Annotated in this window: 17 protein-coding genes; 5 read left to right on the top strand and 12 right to left on the bottom strand. The window is 71.5% G+C overall.

The window, feature by feature from the left end:
• Positions 1-321 precede the first annotated feature (321 nt).
• The 7 genes from ACFSKW_RS13615 to ACFSKW_RS13585 all read right to left on the bottom strand — a co-directional run bounded on the left by ACFSKW_RS13615 (position 322) and on the right by ACFSKW_RS13585 (position 10,859).
• Complete coding sequence (locus ACFSKW_RS13615) at positions 322-1,959, bottom strand: YfjP family GTPase (protein ID WP_379572577.1); 1,638 nt, start codon at positions 1,957-1,959, stop codon at positions 322-324.
• Entirely contained in the window at positions 1,956-5,168 is a 3,213-nt protein-coding gene (locus tag ACFSKW_RS13610; protein WP_379572576.1) for a dynamin family protein, read from the bottom strand. The genes ACFSKW_RS13615 and ACFSKW_RS13610 overlap by 4 nt, the downstream gene beginning before the upstream one ends.
• A complete protein-coding gene (cobA, locus tag ACFSKW_RS13605; RefSeq protein ID WP_379572575.1) occupies positions 5,165-6,397 on the bottom strand; it encodes a uroporphyrinogen-III C-methyltransferase in 1,233 nt (410 codons plus the stop codon). The genes ACFSKW_RS13610 and cobA overlap by 4 nt, the downstream gene beginning before the upstream one ends.
• A 63-nt stretch (positions 6,398-6,460) precedes the next feature.
• Entirely contained in the window at positions 6,461-7,579 is a 1,119-nt protein-coding gene (locus tag ACFSKW_RS13600; RefSeq protein ID WP_379572574.1) for a nicotinate-nucleotide--dimethylbenzimidazole phosphoribosyltransferase, read from the bottom strand.
• Complete coding sequence (locus tag ACFSKW_RS13595) at positions 7,576-8,466, bottom strand: sirohydrochlorin chelatase (RefSeq protein ID WP_379572573.1); 891 nt, start codon at positions 8,464-8,466, stop codon at positions 7,576-7,578. The genes ACFSKW_RS13600 and ACFSKW_RS13595 overlap by 4 nt, the downstream gene beginning before the upstream one ends.
• Before the next feature lie 29 nt (positions 8,467-8,495).
• Entirely contained in the window at positions 8,496-9,656 is a 1,161-nt protein-coding gene (cbiE, locus tag ACFSKW_RS13590; protein WP_379572572.1) for a precorrin-6y C5,15-methyltransferase (decarboxylating) subunit CbiE, read from the bottom strand.
• Positions 9,657-9,773: 117 nt separating this feature from the next.
• Positions 9,774-10,859, bottom strand: a complete 1,086-nt coding sequence (locus tag ACFSKW_RS13585; RefSeq protein ID WP_379572571.1) for a GNAT family N-acetyltransferase — start codon at positions 10,857-10,859, stop codon at positions 9,774-9,776.
• Between the two features lie 201 nt (positions 10,860-11,060).
• Here ACFSKW_RS13585 and ACFSKW_RS13580 point away from each other — a divergent pair, with 201 nt between their 5' ends.
• Complete coding sequence (locus ACFSKW_RS13580) at positions 11,061-11,441, top strand: DUF2795 domain-containing protein (protein ID WP_379572570.1); 381 nt, start codon at positions 11,061-11,063, stop codon at positions 11,439-11,441.
• A 1-nt stretch (position 11,442) separates the two neighbouring features.
• On the top strand, positions 11,443-12,456 hold the full coding sequence (locus tag ACFSKW_RS13575) for a baeRF2 domain-containing protein (protein ID WP_379572569.1): 1,014 nt from the start codon (positions 11,443-11,445) through the stop codon (positions 12,454-12,456).
• Here the strand turns inward: ACFSKW_RS13575 and ACFSKW_RS13570 are convergent.
• From ACFSKW_RS13570 to ACFSKW_RS13560, 3 genes are read right to left on the bottom strand one after another with little or no spacing between them, the layout of a single operon-like run.
• The gene (locus ACFSKW_RS13570; RefSeq protein ID WP_379572568.1) at positions 12,446-13,027 is read right to left on the bottom strand and encodes a LutC/YkgG family protein; all 582 of its coding nucleotides are present in this window, start codon (positions 13,025-13,027) and stop codon (positions 12,446-12,448) included. The genes ACFSKW_RS13575 and ACFSKW_RS13570 overlap by 11 nt on opposite strands.
• A complete protein-coding gene (locus ACFSKW_RS13565; RefSeq protein WP_379572567.1) occupies positions 13,024-14,433 on the bottom strand; it encodes a lactate utilization protein B in 1,410 nt (469 codons plus the stop codon). The genes ACFSKW_RS13570 and ACFSKW_RS13565 overlap by 4 nt, the downstream gene beginning before the upstream one ends.
• Entirely contained in the window at positions 14,430-15,116 is a 687-nt protein-coding gene (locus tag ACFSKW_RS13560; RefSeq protein WP_379572566.1) for a (Fe-S)-binding protein, read from the bottom strand. Before ACFSKW_RS13560 ends, ACFSKW_RS13565 begins: the two co-directional genes overlap by 4 nt.
• 46 nt (positions 15,117-15,162) lie before the next feature.
• On the opposite strand from ACFSKW_RS13560, the gene ACFSKW_RS13555 reads away from it, so the two are divergent.
• Complete coding sequence (locus ACFSKW_RS13555) at positions 15,163-15,861, top strand: FadR/GntR family transcriptional regulator (protein ID WP_379572565.1); 699 nt, start codon at positions 15,163-15,165, stop codon at positions 15,859-15,861.
• 55 nt (positions 15,862-15,916) lie between these two features.
• Here the strand turns inward: ACFSKW_RS13555 and ACFSKW_RS13550 are convergent, their stop codons facing one another.
• Positions 15,917-16,756 (bottom strand): NAD(P)H-binding protein, encoded by an 840-nt coding sequence (locus tag ACFSKW_RS13550; RefSeq protein WP_379572564.1) that lies wholly within the window; start codon positions 16,754-16,756, stop codon positions 15,917-15,919.
• Positions 16,757-16,821: 65 nt separating this feature from the next.
• Here ACFSKW_RS13550 and ACFSKW_RS13545 point away from each other — a divergent pair, with 65 nt between their 5' ends.
• Positions 16,822-17,544, top strand: a complete 723-nt coding sequence (locus tag ACFSKW_RS13545) for a helix-turn-helix domain-containing protein (RefSeq protein WP_379572563.1) — start codon at positions 16,822-16,824, stop codon at positions 17,542-17,544.
• On the opposite strand, the gene ACFSKW_RS13540 is transcribed toward ACFSKW_RS13545, so the two are convergent.
• On the bottom strand, positions 17,541-18,974 hold the full coding sequence (locus tag ACFSKW_RS13540; RefSeq protein ID WP_379572678.1) for a sulfatase family protein: 1,434 nt from the start codon (positions 18,972-18,974) through the stop codon (positions 17,541-17,543). The two genes, ACFSKW_RS13545 and ACFSKW_RS13540, sit on opposite strands and share 4 nt — an antisense overlap.
• An 87-nt stretch (positions 18,975-19,061) precedes the next feature.
• Here ACFSKW_RS13540 and ACFSKW_RS13535 point away from each other — a divergent pair, with 87 nt between their 5' ends.
• On the top strand, positions 19,062-20,051 hold the full coding sequence (locus tag ACFSKW_RS13535) for an LLM class F420-dependent oxidoreductase (protein WP_379572562.1): 990 nt from the start codon (positions 19,062-19,064) through the stop codon (positions 20,049-20,051).
• The last annotated feature ends 68 nt before the right edge of the window (positions 20,052-20,119 follow it).

Here is a 20,119-nt window from a genome sequence, read left to right as displayed (position 1 = left end):
GTGGGGGTGGGTGGGGGACGGACCGAGCGTGGTTCTGTGGATGAGGGCTCGGCGTGGCTCGGTGCTGTGGACAGGGTGACGAGGTGGACGCCCCCAGACCGAGGGGTACACGCGCCGTCCTCAAGACCGAGGCCGGCGAACGCCTGCTCAAGACCTAGGCCGGCGAACGCCGTACCCAAGACCTAGGCCAGCGGAGGCCGTGCCCAAGGACGACACGCTTGCTCAAGGGACGACGCGCTTGCCCAAGGACAAGGCGGCGCCGCTGTACACAGGCCGAGGCAGGCACCCGCCGCACGGAAGCCGGCAGAAGGCAGGCGAACGTCAGCCCGACAGGGCCTTCATGGCCGTGTAGAACTCGTGGTGACGGGTCAGTTCCCGCTCCACAGGTTCCACCACCATGGACTCCGCGATGGCGCCCACCCGCTTGCGCATCTCCCGCTCGAGCCGGTCTCGCTCCTTCGCCGCGCCGAGCGCCACGAAGTTCTTGGACGCCATGGCCGACAGCGCCCCCAGCCCCAGCACCGAGGCAGTCATCAGCCCCACCCATGGCAGGGTCGCCGCGTCACCGAACACGGCGAGCGACTCGGGCAACCGTCCGGCGGCGAACACGCCGAACGCCAGCGCCACCCCGATCCAGGCGAGGCCCGCGACGAAGGCGAGCACCAGCAGGTACTGCCAGAACTTCAGCAGCCGCCACCACACCGGCACCCGGTCGAGCTGGGGCGCGACCTCGGTCAGCTCATCCGACAGCGCCTCGGGCAGTTGCGCCGCCCGTGATCCGGCCGCATGGTGGACGGCCGAGCGCCACACCTCGTTCATCCCGACCGTGATGCCGTCGCTGAGCGCCTGGATGGCGTTGTCGACCTCGGCGGACTGCGCGGTGACCGACCCTCCGGCCAGCGAGCGGATCTCCTCGCGCAGGTCACCGAGCTTGAGGCTCTTGAGCGGATCGCCGCCGAACACCGAGCCGATCCTGGCGAACGGCCACGAGATCCAGGTGGCCGAGCGGGTGGCGTAGGTGCTCTCCATGGCCTCGCCGACCGCGGGAACGCCGACCGCGTCGCACAGCGCGTCGGTCAGCCCGACCCTGCGGGCGGCGTCCACAGAGGAGGAGGCCGACAGGGCGGCGCCGACGGGCATGGCCTGGACGAGGCGGCGTTCGATGCGGTCGATGTCCGCGTCGATGCGCTGGACCGCGGCCCTGCGCTTGGAGACGGCGTCGGCGATGACGCCCTTGAGGCTGTCGATGCCGCGCCCCGTGACGGCCGAGGTCGGGACCACGGACGGCTGGGTGACGTCTTCGCGGCGCAGCAGGTCGTTAAGGTCGATGACGAGCTCGGCGACCTCCTCGGTCGAGAGCCTGTCCGACTGGTTGAGCGCGAACACGGTGACCGCGTCGTGCCCGGCCAGTTCGGTGACGTAGCGGCGGTGCGTGGAGGCGTCGGCGTACTTCTGCGGGTCGAGCACCCACACCACCATGTCGGCCAGGCCGATGAGCCGGTCGGCTTCGGGGTCGGTGAGCGCCCTGATGGAGTCGTGGTCGGGCAGGTCGAGAAGGACCAGGCCGTGGAGCTGGCTCTCGCCCTTGTCCAGCGCGCTCGCCCTGGCGAAGCGGTGCCTCCACTGGATCTGCAGCCAGTCGAGCAGCGGCGCGGCGCCTTCGATGCCCCAGACGCAGGCGTGGGTGCGCGCGGTGGTGGGACGGCGCACGCCCGTGGGCGACAGTTCGAGCCCCGAGATGGCGTTGAACAGCGAGGACTTGCCGCTGCCCGTTCCTCCGGCCAGCGCGACGACGGTGTGCTCCGACGACAGCTTGAGCCGTTCGCCCGCCCTGGTCAGCAGGTTGGTGGCGTCGGCCAGCAGCTTGGCGTCCAGCCGTGCCTGGCCGAGCTCCGCGACCTTGGACAGCGCGGCGAGCCTGGCGCCGAGTCCGGGCTTGGTGACGGAGTGGATGCTCATCGTGCGACCTCGAGGTTGTACGTGGCCTGGTAGAGGCGGGTCGCGGCGGCCTCGTCCGGGATCCCGGCGGCGTCGAGCGCCCGCACGTACCGCATGGCCTCCTCGTCGAACAGGATGACGATCCTGGCGCGGAGGTCGCTGAGCGCCTTCGCGCTGATGCTGCGCAGCGCCTCGGCGCCCAGCAGCCCCTTGAGCAGCTTCTGCGGCAGCTCGTCGGCGCTGAACAGCCCCACCATGAAGATCAGGGAGAGCGATTCGGCGTCGAGCGCGACGACCTTGGCCGACCGCTTGGTCACGCCGTCGGTGCGGAGGAGCTCGGTGACGTGCTCCTGCCAGGCGGCCACCGCCCTGCCGGTGCGGCGGACCAGCTCGTCGGAGGGCCGGTCGAGCCCCGCGCCCAGCTCCGAACGCCGCCGCCACCGCGCGCCCACCTCGTCGGAGGCGTGGTGCGCGGCGGAGGTGATCAGCGACTCGATCGCGGTGCGGAGCGAGGCCCGGAAGGCGGTGATCCGCTCGGGCGGCACCGGCTTGCCCTTCCTGCGGAAGCTGCGGGTCAGGTCGCCGGAGCCGGCGAAGTCCTGCCACCTGGCGCGGACCTCGCCGTGCAGCAGGTTCCCCTCGCGGATGGCGGTCTCGATGTTCGTGAGCGCGCCCGAGTAGGCCACGTCGACGTCGGTGCGCAGCTCCGCGCGGAAGGCCACCTGCCCTTCCAGGTGCCTGGCGAGCGCGGGCACGCGGGTGCGGAAGCTGTTGAGGACGCCGTCGAGGGTGTCCTGTACGGCCTGCGCCCGCCGTTCCTCGTCCACCGACAGCTCGGCCAGCCACATCCGCAGCTCGGTCATGTCACCGTGGGGCAGCTTGCCGTCGGCGACGGCCGACTCCTCGATGACGAACCGCTCGACCTCGCCCAGGCCGTACTCGGTGAGCATGCGCACGAAGTGCTTGAGCACCACGTCCTTGGTCTTGGGCTGCACGCGGGACAGCACGATCGCGATCCTGGCCGCGCGCTCCTTGGCCAGGCGGAGCAGGTTCCACGCGGGGGCGTCGGCGTAGCGGGCGGCGGTGGTGACGAACACCCACAGATCCGCGGCGTCGAGCATGCGGCGCGCGATCTCGTGGTGCTCCTCGACGACACTGTCGATGTCAGGGGTGTCGAGCAGCGCGACGCCCTGCGGAAGGCGTTCGGTGGTGACGAGCACGAGGCTGTCAGGGGCGGCCTCCCTGCTCTGCCTGTCGATCCGCTCCAGGCCGGCGAGCAGCTCGCCGTCGGCGAACCACGCCTCGTCGTCGGGGTGGCAGGCGAGCACCGGGGTGCCCGTGGTGGGACGGCGGACGCCCGTGCGGCTGACGTTCTTCTCGGCGAGCGTGTTGACCAGCGTGGACTTGCCCGCGCCGGTGGAGCCGGCGACGACGATGAGGGCGGGGGCGGCGCTCATCCGCACCCTCGGCAGCACGTAGTCCTGCAGCTGCGTGAGGATCTCGGCCTGCGCCTTGCGGGCCTCCTCCGCGCCGGGCAGCTCGAGCCCGAACCGCAGGTCGGCTACGGCCTCCTTCAGCGCGTCCAGAGCGGCGGCGAGCGCCTGCGCCGCGGCGTCCGGCAGGTCCTCTTCGAGGACCCTCTCTGCCCGGTTCGGTACGGCGGAGCGCGCACCGGCCACTTCGCCGCCGGAACCGGCGCGGTCGTCGTCGTCGACGTGACCGTCGTCGGTATCGGCATCGGTATCGGCGTCGGCGTCGGCATCGGCGTCGAAGACGGCTTCGACACCCCACTCGATCTCGCCCCAGTCGATGTGCTCGGATTCGGACGCGTCGGACTCGACGTCTCCGGCCTCGAGGACGTCCGCATCGTCGGCCTTGAGGGCGTCGGCGTCGTCGGCATCGCGCTCGGAAACCCCGGACACGGCGACGTCGGAGACCGAACCATCGGAGACCGGACCATCGGACACCGGGACGTCGGAGACCGGACCATCGGACACCGGGACGTCGAACACCGGGACGTCGGAGACGGCGACGTCGGAGATGGGGACGTCGGAGATGGGGACGTCGGACGCGATGTCGCCAGGCTTGGCGACGTCGGCGGAAGCTGCCTCGTCGTCAGTCTCGATGTCACCGGTGTGGACGGCCTCGGCCTTGGTGCCGATCTGCGGCTCGGCTGTGTCGTCAGCGGAACCGGCCTCGTCCTGCGGCTCCTGGGACTCGCCTTCGGTAGCCTCGCCGACGCCCTCGGCAGCCTCGCCGGTCTCTGAGCCGGCGGCAGTGTCCTCGTCGGATTCCGAAGCAGCGGCCGTGTCCTCGTTCCCGACGGGCTCGAGCTCGGCGCCGCTGTGCTGGACGTCGTCGAAGCGGCCGTCGGCTGGGTGACCGACGGACAGGTCTTCGCCTGGGTGACCGACGGACAGGTCTTCGGCGATTTCAGCGTCGCCGGTCGCCGACACGTCCTCGGCGACGCCGGCCTGACGACCCTCGGAAAGCTCGTCGGTCGCGACGGCGGGCTCGCCCTCGGACGCGGCGCCCCCGGAATCCTGGGCGTCGGGCAGGTCGTCCGTCTGGGGGTCCTCCGCGAGGCCCTCCGCCACGCTGGGCTCTAGCTCCTCGGGCGAAGCACCCTCGTGCTCGTCGGACACGGTGCCGGTGCGCTCGGGTGAGATACCGGCCCGCTCGGGCGAAACGGCGACCTCGGGGTTCGCAGGCAGCGCACCGGGATCCGGACGTGCGGACGCGGCGAGGTCCGAGCTCGCGGGCGGCGCGGCGCGATCCTCTTTTGTGAGCTGGGCAGGGGCCTGGACGGTCGGAGGCGTCTCCCGTGCGGGTGTGACGGCGCGGAAGGCGTCGAACGTCGCGGGTGTCGCGGGAGTGAACGCGTCGAAGGCCCCGGAGGCGGGCCCGACGAGGGCGTCGGAAGCGGGCATGACGTGGTCGAAGGCCGGCTCGGGGTCCAGGGTGGAGTGGTCGTCCGGCCGGGGCAGGTCGTGCGCTGCGGGACGGGCGAAGGCGAAGAAGGTGTCCTCCGCGCCGCTCTCGTGGTCATCGGCCATGGAGGCCGTGTGGGCGTCCGGAGGGGAGGCGTGGGGAGGCGGCGAGGCGCCGTTGGCCTGCCGTACCCGCTCCTCGTCCTCGGCCGCGCGTTCGGGACCGTCGTCGTCCCTGATCGCGCGGAAGTTGAGAGTCTGTTCCCCCAGCGACTCGGGGGCGTCACCAGCCGATCTCACGGCACGCGCTCCGCTCGAACCATCTCGACCTCCTGGCCGACCCGCACGACGTCGCCCACGATGACGATCGCCGGTGGCCTGATTCCGGCCGCTGCCACCCGGTCGGCCACGGTGGAAAGCGTGGCCGAGACGGCCCGCTGGGTCGGAAGAGTACCGTCCTGTACCACCATTACGGGAGTTTCCGGCGAACGTCCGTCGCGGATGAGTGTTTCCGCAATCGAAGCGATACGTTCGACGGCCATCATGAGCACCAATGTCCCCTTTGACCGGGCCAATCCTGGCCAGTCGACGGTGGACTGAGGGTTGTCGGGCGCGACGTGCACGGAGATCACGTGGAACTCCTGGCTCACCCCCCGATGGGTGACGGGCACTCCGGCGGAGGCAGGCACCGCGACGGCGCTGGTGATGCCGGGGACCACGATCACGGGGATGCCCGCGCGGGCGCAGGCGAGCATCTCCTCGCCGCCCCTGCCGAAGACGTAGGGGTCGCCGCCCTTCAGCCTGACGACGAACTTCCCCTCGCGGGCGTGCGAGATCAGCAGCTCGTTGATCTTCTCCTGGGACAGCGACCTGCCGTACGGCACCTTGGCCGCGTCGACCAGCTCGACGTCGGGGGCGAGCTCGTCGAGCAGGGCGCGTGGCGCGAGCCGGTCGGCCACCACCACGTCGGCCTGGGCGAGCAGCTGACGTCCGCGCACGGTGATCAGCCCGGGATCGCCGGGGCCACCGCCGACCAGGGCAACGCCGACCGGTTTGGTACGGCTGCGGCGCGCGTCGACGGTGCCGTCGCGCAGGGCGCTGACCACGGCGTCCCTGATGCCCGCCGCCCTTCTCGGGTCGCCACCCGCCGTGACCGCGATGCCGATCTCGTCGACCTTGCCGCTGGCTGGCGTCCAGGCGGCCGAGGCGTCCTTGTCGTCGGCGCGCACGCACCAGATGCGCTTGGCCTCGGCTTCGGCGGCGATGGCCGTGTTGACCGACTTGTCGCTGGTGCAGGCCTGCACGAGCCAGGCGCCGTCGCAGTCGCCCACCTGGTACGGCCTGGCCTCCCAGGTGACGCGTCCGGCGGCGATGAGGTCGTCGAGGGCGGGGGTGACGCTCGTCGAAACGATGGTGATCTCGGCACCGGCTTCGAGCAGGGCCGGAACGCGTCGCTGAGCGACCCGTCCGCCGCCCACGACGAGCACCCGGCGACCCGAGAGGCGCAGGCCGAGAAGGTAGGGGCTCATGTCGGCGGATCTCCCGTTCGCGAGGATTGGTATGTAGGAGGCAAACCTACCGGGTCCGGGTTACTAGGGCTGCTTCTCCGTGACACCTGCGGAGTCGAAGGTCGCCACCTCGTGCATCACCCGCACGGCGGCGCAGACCATGGGGTGGGCGAGCAGGCCTCCGGTGCCTTCGCCGAGCCGCAGTTCGAGGTCGACGAGGGGACGCAGGCCGAGGTGGTCGAGGGCGGCGGTGTGACCCGGCTCGGCGGAGCGGTGGCCCGCGACGCAGTGGTCGACGGCGGCGGGAGCCAGGGCGGCGGCGGCCAGGGCGGCGGACCCGGCGATGACGCCGTCGAGGATGACGGGGACCTTCGCGGCGGCGCCGCCGAGGATGAAGCCCGCGATGGCGGCGTGCTCGAAGCCGCCCAGGGCCGCGAGGACCTCGAGGGCGCTTCCGGAGTGGACGGCGCCGGAGCTCGCCGTACCGCCTTCGGCGTCCTCCGGCCGGGGCTCGCCGGAGTGAATGCCGTTGGCGTGGAGGGCCCGGCGGACGACGGCTATCTTGCGGGCGTGGGTGGCGTCGTCGATACCGGTGCCGCGGCCCGTGACCTCGGCCGCGTCCCTACCGGTGAACGCGCAGATCAGCGCGGCCGAGGCGGTGGTGTTCGCGATGCCCATGTCCCCGGTGATCAGGCAGCGGGCGCCGCCGGACACCAGCGACTCGGCCACCGAGATCCCGGTCTCGACGGCTTCGACGGCCTGGGCCACGGTCATCGCGGGGCCGGCCGACAGGTCGGCGGTGCCGTAGGCCACCTTGCGGGAGATCAGCCCGTCGGCGGCGGGCAGGTCCGCGGCGACGCCCACGTCGACGACGGTGACCGAGGCGCCTACCTGGGCGGCGAAGGCGTTGGCGACCGCGCCGCCCGCCAGGAAGTTGGCGACCATCTGGAGCGTCACCTCCTGCGGCCACGGGGAGACGCCCTGGGCGTGGACGCCGTGGTCGGCGGCGAAGATGGCCAGAGCGGCGGGTTCCGGCATGGGCGGCGGGCAGGCGGAGGCCGCGCCGGCCAGCCGTACCGCCACCTCCTCGAGGACGCCGAGCGAGCCCGGCGGCTTGGTGAGGCGGCTCTGGTGGTCGCGGGCTTCCGCCATCGCGGCGGCGGAGGCGGGCGCGATCCGGGCGAGCACGTCCTGCAAGGTCATGCGGAGACCCCTTCGGCCAGTTGGAGCGCTTCCTCGTAGCGGTCGATGACCACGTCGGCCAGCACCTCGCAGTCGCCGATCACCTCGGCGCAGCGGATGTCGAGGTCGGGGTGCCCGGCCCCGTAGGCGAGGGCCTGCGCCCAGACGCGCTCCAGCAGGCCGCCGGCGAACAGCAGGTACGGCACGACGATGACGCGGCGGGCGCCCAGGCGTCGGCAGCGTTCGAGGCCGCCGGGCACGCCGGGCGGCGTGACCGAGACGAAGGCGGTCTCCACGGTCATGAAGTCGTAGGCGTGGGTCTCCCAGAACAGCCGTGACACCCGGTGCACCTCGGCGTTGGCCGCAGGGTCGGTCGAGCCCTCGCCGACGAGCACGACGGCGGTCTCGGCCGGCTCGATGTGCTCACTCGGCTCCTCGACGGGGATCGAGGGCACCACGCGCAGGCGCGGCTTGACGTCGTCGAGCGAACGCAGCCTGGGCATCTCGGCGGCGGCCTCGGCGAGCCGTTCGGCCAGCAGCGACAGCACGCGGGGGTCGGGCCCGAGCGGGCGCCCGTAGTCGTACATCAGTGTGGGATGCCGCTCCTGCTCCAGCGCCATGGCGGCGGGGAACTCCTCCATGCGGCTGAGACTGAGCGGCAGCGCCACCAGCCGGTGGTGGCCTCTGGCCACGAGGGATGCGACGGATTCGCTGAGCCTGGGTTTGGCCTTGGCGAGGTAGCCACCCGAGACTTCGGCGGAGCTCTCCTCGAGTCGGCAGCGCAGCCTGTGGACGAACCTTCCGAACTCGGCGGCGCCTGTGTCGTCGTGCGAGCCCTGCCCGATGAGCAGCAGCGGCGGCTTCATGAAGGGGATCTCCACGCCTGTGACCTGGGGGTATTGAGACAAGACACGCGAGGATATCCGATGCACGCAGGTCATGCACAGATCACTCTACGTGCATGCACGACGAATACGGGGTCCTCCGCGGTGAGTGAGTGGGAGCCGTCAGGCTGGATGACCAGCCGTGATGCCTGGATTTGAGTGCCTTCGGCACGGTATCCGTGTTCCTTGAGCCTTTGCAATACGGCCGGCACCTGTTCGACCGTCTTGAGTGCGCAGACGAGCCTCGAGGGGGTGCGTGCGGCGCAGGCGACGATCACGTCGGGGCCGCCGCCGCCGACGAAGACCGCGTCGGGGTCAGGAAGGGGTTCGAGCGCGGGAGGCGCCTGTCCGCGGGTCAGCGCGACCTTGACGCCGTGGCCGATGACGTTGGCGCGCAGCCTGGCGCAGGCCTCGTCGTCGCGCTCGACGGCCATGACGGCGGCGCCGAGCCTGGCGCACTCGACGGCGATGCCGCCCGAGCCCGCGCCGACGTCCCAGACGAGGTCGCCGAGGCGGGGGCCGAGCTTGGCCAGCACGTAGGCGCTGACCTCGGGCGTCAGGTCGCCTCCGACGGCCCACTCGTCGGGGCCCGGCCTGGCTCCTGCCACCCACGAGCGGTGCTCGGCGCGGTAGAGCGGGTCGACGACCAGGACGACGTCGGGGTCCTTCCACGGCCTGGTCGTGGCCTCGCCCATGCGGCTGTGGGTGACGCGCTCGTCGGGCCCGCCGAGGTCCTCACAGACGATGAGCGCGCGCGGGGTGGTAGGGGCGAGCTCCCTGGCGACCTCGGCAGGGCCGACGCCGGGGGTGACGATGAGGCCGACCTTGTGGTGGGCGCGGCAGGCGTTGACGACCCGGTTGAGCTGCTCGGGGCCTTGGGGGGCGACGACCAGCGCGTCCTCCCAGCTCAGACCGGCCCGGGCGAAGGCGCGGGTGATGAGCGAGCTGGCGGGGATCACGGCCGGCTTCAGCCCGTGCCCGCGCAGCGCGCGGACGACGCCGAAGAAGCCGGGGTCGCCCTCGGCGAGGACGACCGCGGGCCCCTCGCCCTGTTCGAGGTGCTCGTCGAGGGTGTCCAGCAGCTCGCCTGCGGGGACGGGGAGCTTGAAGCGTCTGAGGATCCGCTCGGGGCCGGTGACCAGCGTGGCCTGTTGGAGACAGTCGGTCGCCCTGGCCGACAGCGGCGATCCGTCCCAGCCGATAACTGTGATCATCCGACTCACCGTCCTCTGGACCCAGTGTGTACGGCAAGCCGGGTCGCGCGCCATCCTCCGCGAGGGGCGGGCGTCAGTCCAGGGACACGCTCACCGGGCGCGCGTGGCCGGGGTTGGTCACGAAAGGTCCCCGGGGATCAGCCCGAACACGACGAGGTCCTCGTCTCCTCCCCCGTTGCGCGCCACGCCCTCCCGCGTGAACCCCGCCTTCTCCGCCACCCGCTGGGAGGCGAGGTTGGAGACGGCGGCCCGCAGCTGGAGCCGCTGGAATCCCTGCTTGTCGAACAGCCATCCGGCGATCGCCAGCACCGCCTCGCCCGCGTAACCCTTCCCTCTGGCCCAGGGGGCGGTCATGTACCCGACCTCGGTCGAGCGGTTGCCCCACTCGGTGCCCTTGAGGTCGAGGCCCGCCACGAACCTGCCGCCGTCCCTCTCGACCGCCGCCCACGCGATCCCGCCGCCGCTGATCCGGTGCTGCTCGGTGATCATGAGCGCGTAGAGCCTGCCGTGCTCCTCGGTGTAACCACGGGGGACGCTGGTGCGGCTCTGGGTGAGCTCGTCGGCGGCGGTGGCGGTCAGGTCGGGCACGTCGGCGAGGGTGAACCTGCGCAGCAGCAGGCGTGGGGTGACCAGGTCCTCCTGGGGGAAGACGTTGGGTGCGCCGGTGGAGCCGCGCAGCAGCCCGAACACCACCAGGTCGTGGGCGCCGTCGTCCTCCAGTTCGGCGGCGCGCAGCACGCCCTCGTAGGTGTAGCCGGCCTTCTCGGCGACGCGGAGGGAGGCCGTGTTGTCGAGGTTGGCGCGCAGTTCGATCCTGCGCAGCTCGGTGGTCCCGAACACCCACGCGGACAGGCCGCGCACCGCCTCGGGGGCGAAGCCCCTGCCCCTGTAGAGGGGGTGCACGCCGTAGCCGACCTCGGTGATGCCCGCGCCCCACTGAGTCTTGAACAGGCTGATGGCGCCGACGACGCGGCCTTCGCCGTCGATCATGGCGAGGTGGACGCCCTGGCCCGACCGCTGGAGCTCGTGGACGCCCGTGGAGAGCCAGTGCGCGATGGCGGCGACGTGATCGGGGGCGCCCGGCGGGAGGAACTGGTGTCCGGCCTCGACGACGGCCCTGATCCTGTCGGCGTCGTCGGGCTGGAACGGGCGGAGGGTCAGGCGGTCTGTCGTGATGTTGAGACGAGGGTCGAAAACGCTCACTGTTCCCCTAAGAGCTCAAAGCTGTGCCGAAACCCTACAAGCCTCCGTTCGCCGTCCGTCAGCAGGCGGCTCAGGGCCGCGGAGAATCCCGACCCGGAAGATCTACCGGCCAATGCCGGCAAGGCGATCCACGGGGATGTTTGGTGAGGTTCGCGCGGGTAGGTCGGATATTTGGGCAGCTGGAAAGGGGTGGGGAAGATCATGGGGCGTGCGAGCGACAAGCACGGGCCAAGGCTGGACGAGCGACGGACGGACGGGGAGCTGGGATCGAGCCACGTGGAGGAGCGGCGGCGGCAGGAGGAGGACGTCCCCACGATGGGCGGCTACCCGCCGGGCCACGCGCCCGGCACGCCGGAGGGCATCACCGCGGAGGGCGTGGGTCAGCGCAGCGAGCTGGCCAGGTGGTTGAGCGGCGTGGACTATGCCGCCGATCGGGACAGGCTGATGGCTCACGCGCGGCGGATGTCCGCGCCGGACTTCGTGCTGGAGGCCGTGGGCAGGCTGCCGCGCGGCACCAGGTTCGCCAACGTCGCGGAGGTGGCCGAGGCTCTCGGACTCGGCATCGAGCGAAAGAGGTGGTGAGGTGAGGCTGGACTTCATTCGTCCGCTGTACGAGCGGCACAGCCCCTACGCCTCGCTCTACCTCGCGGGGCTGAGCGCAGAGGCCGAGCGGCGGCGGTGGCGTTCGTTCAGGGAGAGCATGGAGGAGGCCGATCAGGACTCTCTCGACGCGCTGGAGGCGGCGGTGGCGGTGCCGGCCCCCGGAAGGGCGCTGTTCGCCACGGGCGGCGAGGTCGTGCTCGCCGAGACGCTGGCCGACCCGCCGCGGCTCGAGCAGGCGCGCTGGTCTCCCCTGCCGCACGTGACGCCGTTGCTGATGGCGCGGGGCGAGAACGTGCCGCATCTGCGGGTGGTGCTCGACCGGGACGGGGTCGAGCTGATGGCGTTCGGCGGCGGTTCCCCGCGCGTGGCGACCGAGGCGGCCCAGAAGTGGCCGTTGCAGCGGACCGCGCAGGGCGGCTGGTCGCGCAAGAGCTACAAGGGGGCGGTGGACGAGTCGTCGGAGCACGACGCCGAGACGGTGGCGCACGAGGTGGACGAGCAGGTGCGCAGGATCAGCGCCGAGCTGGTCGTGGTGGCGGGCGAGCCGAGGTCGCGCTCGCTGCTGTGCGACCATCTGGGCACGAAGGCGGCCGACCGGGTCATGATGGCCGAGCAGGGCAGCCGTGCCGACCACGACGAGTACGAGCATGACGTCGAGTGCACGCTGGACGCCTGGCTCGAGCAGCGCAGGTCCGAGTTGCTGGACCGGCGCCGCGAGCACGAGGAGGCGGTGGGCTTCGAGCGGGTGGCGCGGCTGCTGCGCGAGGGCAGGGTGCACGCCGTGCTCTCCCCCGGCGAGCTGCCCGACCTGGTGTGGATCGGGGCAGGCGGCACCCAGTTGTCGGCCGACGCCGACGAGCTGCGCCGGTGGGGCGTGGAGTCGCCGGTCCGCGAGCGTGCGGACTCGGCGATCGCCAGGGCGGCCGCGATGACCGACGCCGAACTGTGGTTCTCTCCGGAGGTGAAGCAGGTCTCGGCCGTGATCAGGTACTGATGATCACCTCGAGCGTGCGGGGGCCGTGGACGCCCTCCACCCTGTTGAGCTCGATGTCACTGGTGGCGGACGGCCCGCTGATCCAGGTCAGCGGCCTCGCCGGGTCGAGCCTGGCGACCGCCTCGGGGACGCTGGAGACGATCTGGTCGGCCCTGACGACGCACAGGTGGTAGTCCGGCACCAGCGTCAGCGCCCTGCGACCCTGGTCGGGCCCCGCGTCCAGCACGATGGTGCCGGTCTCCGCGATGGCGACCGCGCACCCCGTGGCGACGCCGTCGGCGGTCAGCAGCTCGTCCTCCTCCACCGCCTGCGCGACGGTCAGGGGCCCCTCCCCTCGTACGGCCCGCGGGACGATCATGCGTTTGCCCTCCGTCAGCGTGGCGACCAGTGCGGGCACCTCCGCCGAGGGGACGACGTGCACGATCGCCCGGTAGTCGTCGACGCGCTCGGCGAAGTGGGCCACCAGGTCGTCGACCGGGATCGAGGTGCGGTAGTCGCGGCGGATCTCCACCTCGGGGGCGCCTTCGACGGCTCGCCGTACCCTGTCGAGGATCTCCTTGCGAGCGCTCATGAGGTCGCCTTTCCTTCGTCGCCCTGCCCGGTGCGCGCCCACCAGTCTCTGAAGGACTCCTCGGGGATCTCCGGCAGGTCCCTGGTGTCGGTCCACGCCGACAGCGGCCCCGGCAGGCGTCTGGGGGCCAGCTTGCGGAAGCGCGTGGCCAGGCGCTGCGCCTTGGCCAGCCGTACCTCCTTGGCGAGGACCCATCCCGCGGCCCGCATGCCCAGGCGCTCGGCTCGGGGGTGGGCCACCTTGGCCCGCAGGTCGACCAGCACCTCGGGGATGTCGATCGCCACCGGGCAGACGTCCAGGCACGCCCCGCACAGCGACGAGGCGTAGGGCAGGGACGCGTCGAGGTCGGAGTCGAGGCCGCGCAGCTGCGGCGTGAGGATCGCGCCGATCGGGCCCGGATAGACCGAGCCGTAGGCGTGGCCGCCCGCGCGCTCGTAGACGGGGCAGACGTTGAGGCAGGCCGAGCAGCGGATGCAGCGCAGCGCCTGGCGGCCGACCTCGTCGGCCAGGACGGTGGTGCGGCCGTTGTCGAGCAGCACCAGGTGGAAGGTCTGGCCTTCGGCCGAGCCTGTCCACGTGGAGGTGTAGGGGTTCATGCGCTCGCCGGTGGAGCTGCGCGGCAGCAACTGGAGGAAGACCTCGAGATCCCGCCAGGTGGGCAGCACCTTCTCGATGCCGACCACGCTGATCAGCGTCTCCGGCAGGGTCAGGCACATCCTGCCGTTGCCCTCGGACTCCAGGACCACGCAGGTGCCGGTCTCGGCGATCATGAAGTTGGCGCCGGAAATGGCGACCTTGCTGCGCAGGAAGCGTTCGCGCAGGTGGAGCCGGGCGGCCTCGGCCAGCGCGGCGGGCTCGTCGGTGAGATCCTCCGGCGCGTCGCCCATCCTGCGCAGGAAGATCTCACGGATCTCCGCGCGGTTGCGGTGGATGGCGGGCACCAGGATGTGGCTGGGGAAGTCGTCGCCGAGCTGGACGATCAGCTCGGCAAGGTCGGTCTCGAACGCGCTGATGCCCTCGCCCGCCAGGTGCTCGTTGAGTCCGATCTCCTGGGTGGCCATCGACTTGACCTTGACGACCTCGGTCTCGCCCGTCCGCTTGACCAGGTCGGTGACGATCCGGTTGGCCTCGGCCGCGTCGCGTGCCCAGTGAACGTGCCCTCCGGCCTTCTCGACCGCCTCCTCCAGCTGGACGAGGTAGCGGTCGAGGTTGCGCAGCGTGTGGTCCTTGATCGCCTTGCCCGCCGCGCGCAGCTCGAGCCAGTCGGGCAGCTCGCCGACGACGTTGGCCCGCTTGCCGCGGATCGTGTGGGTGGCCTTGCGGAGGTTGTAGCGCAGCTGGGAGTTCTGTACGGCCTGCGCGGCGTTCGTCGGGAAGTCTCCCGGCATGCCGATGAATACGCTCATCTCGCGTCCAGGATCTCGGCCAGGTGCATGATGCGCACGCCGTTGTTCTGGCGGCGCATGGTGCCGCCGATGTGCATGAGGCAGGAGTTGTCGGCCGCGCAGAGCACCTCGGCGCCGGTGTCCATCACGTTGCGCACCTTGTCGGCGCACATCGCGGCGGAGATCGCCGGGTTCTTCACCGCGAACGTGCCGCCGAACCCGCAGCATTCCTCCGCGCCCTCGAGCGGCACCAGTTCGAGCCCCCTGACCTGCCGGAGCAGCCGCGTCGGCTTGTCTCCGAGGTGCAGCCCCCTGAGCGAGTGGCAGGTGGGGTGGTAGGTCACCCGGTGCGGGAAGGCGGCGCCGACGTCCTCCACCTCCAGCACGTCGATGAGGAACTCCGACAGGTCGTGGACGGGCGGCGGCTCGACGCCGAGGCGCGGGTACTGCTCGCGCACCATCGCCGCGCACGATCCCGAGGGCGCCACCACCGCGTCGTAGCCGTCGAACACCTCGGCGAAGTGCCGGGCCAGCCGTACCCCCTCGGCCCGGTAGCCGGTGTTGACGTGCATCTGACCGCAGCAGGTCTGGGCCCGCGGGAAGTCGACCTCGCACCCGAGGCGGCGCAGCAGTGACACCACCGCCTTGCCCGTGCCGGGAAAGAGCGTGTCGTTGACACACGTGATGAACAGGGCGACTCGCACGGCACTCCCTTCAAAGTATGGTCTGACCATAGTATGGTCTGACCATATGAGGAAGCCCCGGACCTTCGAGGACGTCATCGCCAAGATCGAGCGGCGCATCGCCGACGACGGGCTCACCGTGGGCGACCGCCTGCCCGGCGAGCGGCAGCTGGCGGAGGAGCTCCAGGTCGGCCGCTCGTCGGTGCGCGAGGCGCTGCGCGTGCTGGAGACGCTCGGGGTGGTCTCCTCGCAGGCGGGCAGGGGCCCTGACGCGGGCGCGGTGCTCACCTCCAGGCCGGAGAGCGCGCTGGCCGACCTGCTGCGGCTTCACCTCGGCACGGCTTCGCTGTCGCTCGGCGAGGTGATCTCCACCCGGTTGATGATCGAGCAGTGGGCGGTCCAGCACGTCGACGCGCCCGAGGGTCTGGAGATCATGCGGGCCGCGCTGGAGGAGATGGAGCGGGCGAGCGACGCCCGCTCCTTCGTCGACCACGACGTGACCTTCCACCTGGGGGTGGCGCTGCTGTCGGGCAACAGGCTGCTGGCCGCGACCATGCGGGCGCTGCGGCAGACGATCCACGCCTACTCGGTGGCGGCGGTGGAGGCGGCGGGGCGCACCGACGTGCTCATGGCCGACCACTGGCGCATCTACGAGCTGGTCACGGCCCGCGACGGGCACGGCGCCGCCCAGGCGGTCGCCGACCACCTGGGCCACGCCTACCCGTCGCTCGCCGTTCCCCCGTCCTCCGACACGCCCGCCCCCTGACATGCCGGCCCACGGGCCGGTCCCCGCGGGCGGCCCGGTCCCCGCGGGCGGGAGGTCACTCGAAGGCGGCGCGGTGGTCGCGCACCCAGTCGGCGAAGCTCAGCGGAGGCCGCCCGAGCACGGCCGCCACGTCCCCGCTGAGCCGGCTCGCCCCGCCCGCCGCGACGAACGCGAACCCCGTCATGGCGACCTCCACGAAGAACGGATCCGCCCCGGAGGCGAGCATCCCGTCCTTCGCCGCCTCCAGCGGCACCTCCACCGTCTCCACCCTCCTGCCGAGCACCCGCCCGAGCTGCTCGGCCTGCTCCGGCACGCTGATCACCTCGGGCCCCGTGAGCTCGTAGGTCCTTCCCTCGTGCGCGCTTGCCGTCAGCGCCTCGACCGCCACCCGCGCCACGTCGCGCGGGTCGACGACGCCCTGACCGCCCCGGCCCGTCATGTTGGGGATCGGCTCCCCCGCCCTGACCGCGTGCGCCCACATCAGCGCGTTGGAGGCGAACCCTGCAGGGCGCAGGATCGTCCACGCCATCCCGCTCTCCCTGACGGCCTGCTCGCCGTGGTGATGCCAGGAGCGCACGTCCTTCTCGTCCGCCGTCTCCCCCGTGCCGAACGCCGAGATCTTCACGATCTTCTTCGTGCCCGCCCGTCCGGCCGCCTCGACCAGGGCGAGGTCGTGGTCGGCGAGCGCCCGCCCGAACGCCGTCAGCGCCAGCACGGTGTCGGCGCCGTCCAGCGCCCTGTCCAGCGACGCGGGGTCGGCGAAGTCGCCCGCCACGCCGTACGCGCTCAGCTTCGAGGGGTCGCGGGTCATCGCGCGGACCGGCTCGCCCTTCGCGGTCAGCAGCCTGAGGACTTCACTTCCGATGGTGCCCGTGGCACCGGTGACCAGGATCATGCGTCCCACGCTGCCGTCCCGAGGCCGGCCGTCTATAGGAGAAATCGGCACCTAGGGTGGAGGCCATGAGCGTCTGGGTCGAGGAGAGCAGCGAGGCGGCGGCCGACGGCGGGGGCGAGGTGCACGTGCGCGAGCCCGACCCCGCGACCACGCTGGCCTTCCGCACCACCCTCGAAGGCCGCAGCGACCTCATGGTGCTCGGCCCGCGCACCCGTGCCTCCTACCTGGCTCCGAAGGAGCTGTCCCGCTGTGTCACCGTGCGGCTGCGCCCCGGCAGGGCGCGGGCGGCGCTCGGGCTGCCGGTCAGCGAGCTGGTGGACAGGATCGTGCCGCTGCGCGAGCTGTGGGGGGTTTCGGCCGATCGGCTGGCCGTGCGGCTGGCGGCCGCTCCCGGCGGCGAGGCGGCCATGATCGAGGCGGCCGTGCTCGAGCGGCTCTCCGCCGTCTCGCCCGCCGACCTCTCGCAGGCCGCGCTCCTGCACGCGGCCGCCGACCGCCTGCCGTACGCCAGGGTCCGCGAGGTCGCCAGGGGCCTCGGCATCAGCGAACGCCATCTGCGAACGCTGTTCACGAGCGGGGTCGGCATGCCGCCCAAGCGGTTCGCCCGTCTCGACAGGGTGCGCGGCGTGCTGGCCCGCGCCACGACGGGCGGCTGGGCCGCGCTCGCCGCCGACGCGGGCTACTACGACCAGTCCCACCTGACGGCCGAGTTCCGCTCGGTGATGGGTGTCTCCCCCGCCGCCTTCGTCGCGGGCGACCTGCCCGCCGCCGTCACCTGCTCCGCCTAACCTCCCCAGGCGTCGGCCGTACGGCAGGTCGCGCCCGAGCAGGTCCGCATCAGGTCCAGCCGCGCCTGCAGGTCGCGCACCAGCCCGGGGTCGGCGGTGGCGGCCAGGTTGTTCAGCTCGTAGGGGTCGGTGGTCAGGTCGTAGAGCTGCGTCTCCCCCGTCACATACTTCACATAGGTGTGCGTGGCGGTGCGCAGCGCCGAGTAGGCGGGCACGAGCGTCTGGCTCTCCAGGTCGGGGTTGGTCGGCCTGGAGAACTCGATCAGCGCGTTGCGCCGCCAGTTCGGCGGCGTGATGCCGCGCAGCAGAGGCGCGAGCGAGCGTCCCTCGGCGAAGCTCGGCGGCACCACGCCGGCGAGCTCGGCGAAGGTGGGGGCGTAGTCGACGGTCTGGGCCATGGCGCTGATGGTGGACCCGGGCGCGACGCCGGGGCCGCGCACGACCAGAGGCACCCTGATCGCCTCCTCGAACGGCGTGGTCTTGCCCTGGCGCAGGCGGTGCGTGCCGAGGTGGAAGCCGTTGTCGGAGCCGAAGAAGATGTAGGTGTTGTCAAGCTTGCCCGCCTGCTGGAGGGCGCTGACGAGGGTGTCGACCATGTCGTCGACGCCGAGCATGGCCCGCAGCCTCGCCCTGTAGCGCTCGTCGATGCGTTCCTCACCGGTCGTGCCGACCCTGGGCAGATCCCGCAGCCAGAGTGGCTCCTTCGTGAGGTCGGGCTGGTCGAAGGACGGAGGCCGGGGCGCCTTCGCGTTGGGGAAGGCGTCCGCGTGGCGGCGAGCGGGGTTGGCGGGGCTGTGCGGGGCCACGGGGGCCAGATACAGGAAGAACGGCTGGGTGCCCGGAGCGCTGACGAAGTCCTTCGCCTTCTCGGCGAGCACGTCCTCGAGGTAGTCGTCCTCGCCCCAGCCGTACTCGACGAGCCTGCCGTTCTCGTTGAGGGTGTAGTCGTACTCCTCGTAGAGCCGTTTGACCGGCACGGCCCACTGGTCCCAGCCCGGTGGGACGTACGTCGCCGGGGCGACGCCGCCCGGATAGTGGTTGAGGTACTTGCCCATCAGGGCGGTCCGGTAACCGGCGCCGCGCATCCAGCTGCCGATCGTGGAACGATCCAGACCGGCGGTGTAGAAGCGGCTGAAACCGCCTTCTGGCGCGGTGTTGGTCCACACGGTATGGCTGTGCACGTACTGCGAGCGCAGGATCGACGCCCTCGAAGGACAGCACCACGAGTTGGTGACGAAGACGTGGTCGAAGGAGGCGCCCTGCCGTACCAGCTGGCTGGTGATGGCAGGGAAGTGCTCCAGCACGCCGTACTCGAGGTCGTCGGCCAAGATCAGCACGATGTTCGGACGTGTCTGACTTCCCGCGCTCGCCGGAACCGCCACGAGCGGGAGCAAGAACAGGACCACTGCCAGACGACGCAGCCGCTTCATCAGCACAGGGCTCAACTTCCCCGAACGCACCTCATTGACACCCCTCTGGACAATATTAGAACCTGTTCTCATTTAGGGAGGTATCGCATGAAGTTAGGCCTGAACCTGGGCTACTGGCAGCGTCACGCGGACGACGCGACCGAGCTCGTGCAGGCGGCCGAGCGGCTCGGGTACGACTCGGTATGGACCGCCGAGGCCTACGGCAGCGACGCCTTCACCCCGCTCGCCTGGTACGGCGCGCGCACCAGAAGGATCAAGCTCGGCACCTCGGTCGCGCAGCTGTCGGCCCGCACCCCCGTGGCCACCGCGATGACCGCGATGACGCTCGACCACCTCACCGGCGGCCGGCTGCTGCTCGGCGTCGGCGCCTCGGGGCCCCAGGTGGTGGAGGGCTGGTACGGCCAGCCGTTCCCCCGCCCCCTGGCCAGGACCCGCGAGTACGTCGAGATCATGCGCAAGGTCTGGCGGCGCGAGGAGCCGGTCACCAACGAGGGCCCGCACTACCCGCTGCCGCTGCCCGGCGGCCTGGGCAAGCCGCTGAAGCTCATCACGCACCCGCTGCGCCAGGACATCCCCGTCTACATCGGCGCGGAGGGGCCCAAGAACGTCGCGCTGGCCACCGAGATCGCCGACGGCTGGCTGCCGCTGTTCACCTTCCCCTCGAAGATCTCCGAGCTGTACGGGACGTTCCCCACGGGCTTCGAGGTCGCGGCGATGGTCATGGTCGTGATCACCGACGATGTCAGGACCGCGCTCGACGGGGTGAAGATGATGCTCACCCTCTACATCGGCGGCATGGGCGCGAAGACCCGCAACTTCCACGCCGACATCATCGGCAGGATGGGCTACGCGGCCGCCGCCGAGCGCATCCAGGCCCTCTACCTGGAAGGACGCAGGCAGGAGGCCTTCGACGCCATTCCCGACGAGCTGGCCGACGGCATCTCGCTCGTCGGCCCGCCCGCCAGGATCAGGGAACGGCTGGAGCTCTGGCGGGCCTCGCCGGTGACCAACCTGCTGGTGATGGGCCCGCGCGACGAACGATCCCTGACGATCATCCGCGACCTGGTCCTCGGCTAGATGATTGATGCAAAGGCATAGCTGCAGGGATAGGGCGAGGGTGTCGATGCTCGATGTGTGACGAACGA

Source organism: Nonomuraea mangrovi (genome assembly GCF_042681425.1).
Lineage (GTDB): Bacteria > Actinomycetota > Actinomycetes > Streptosporangiales > Streptosporangiaceae > Nonomuraea > Nonomuraea mangrovi.
The sequence above is the reverse complement of the archived record's forward strand: the minus strand, read 5'-3'. Positions and strand labels throughout refer to the sequence as shown.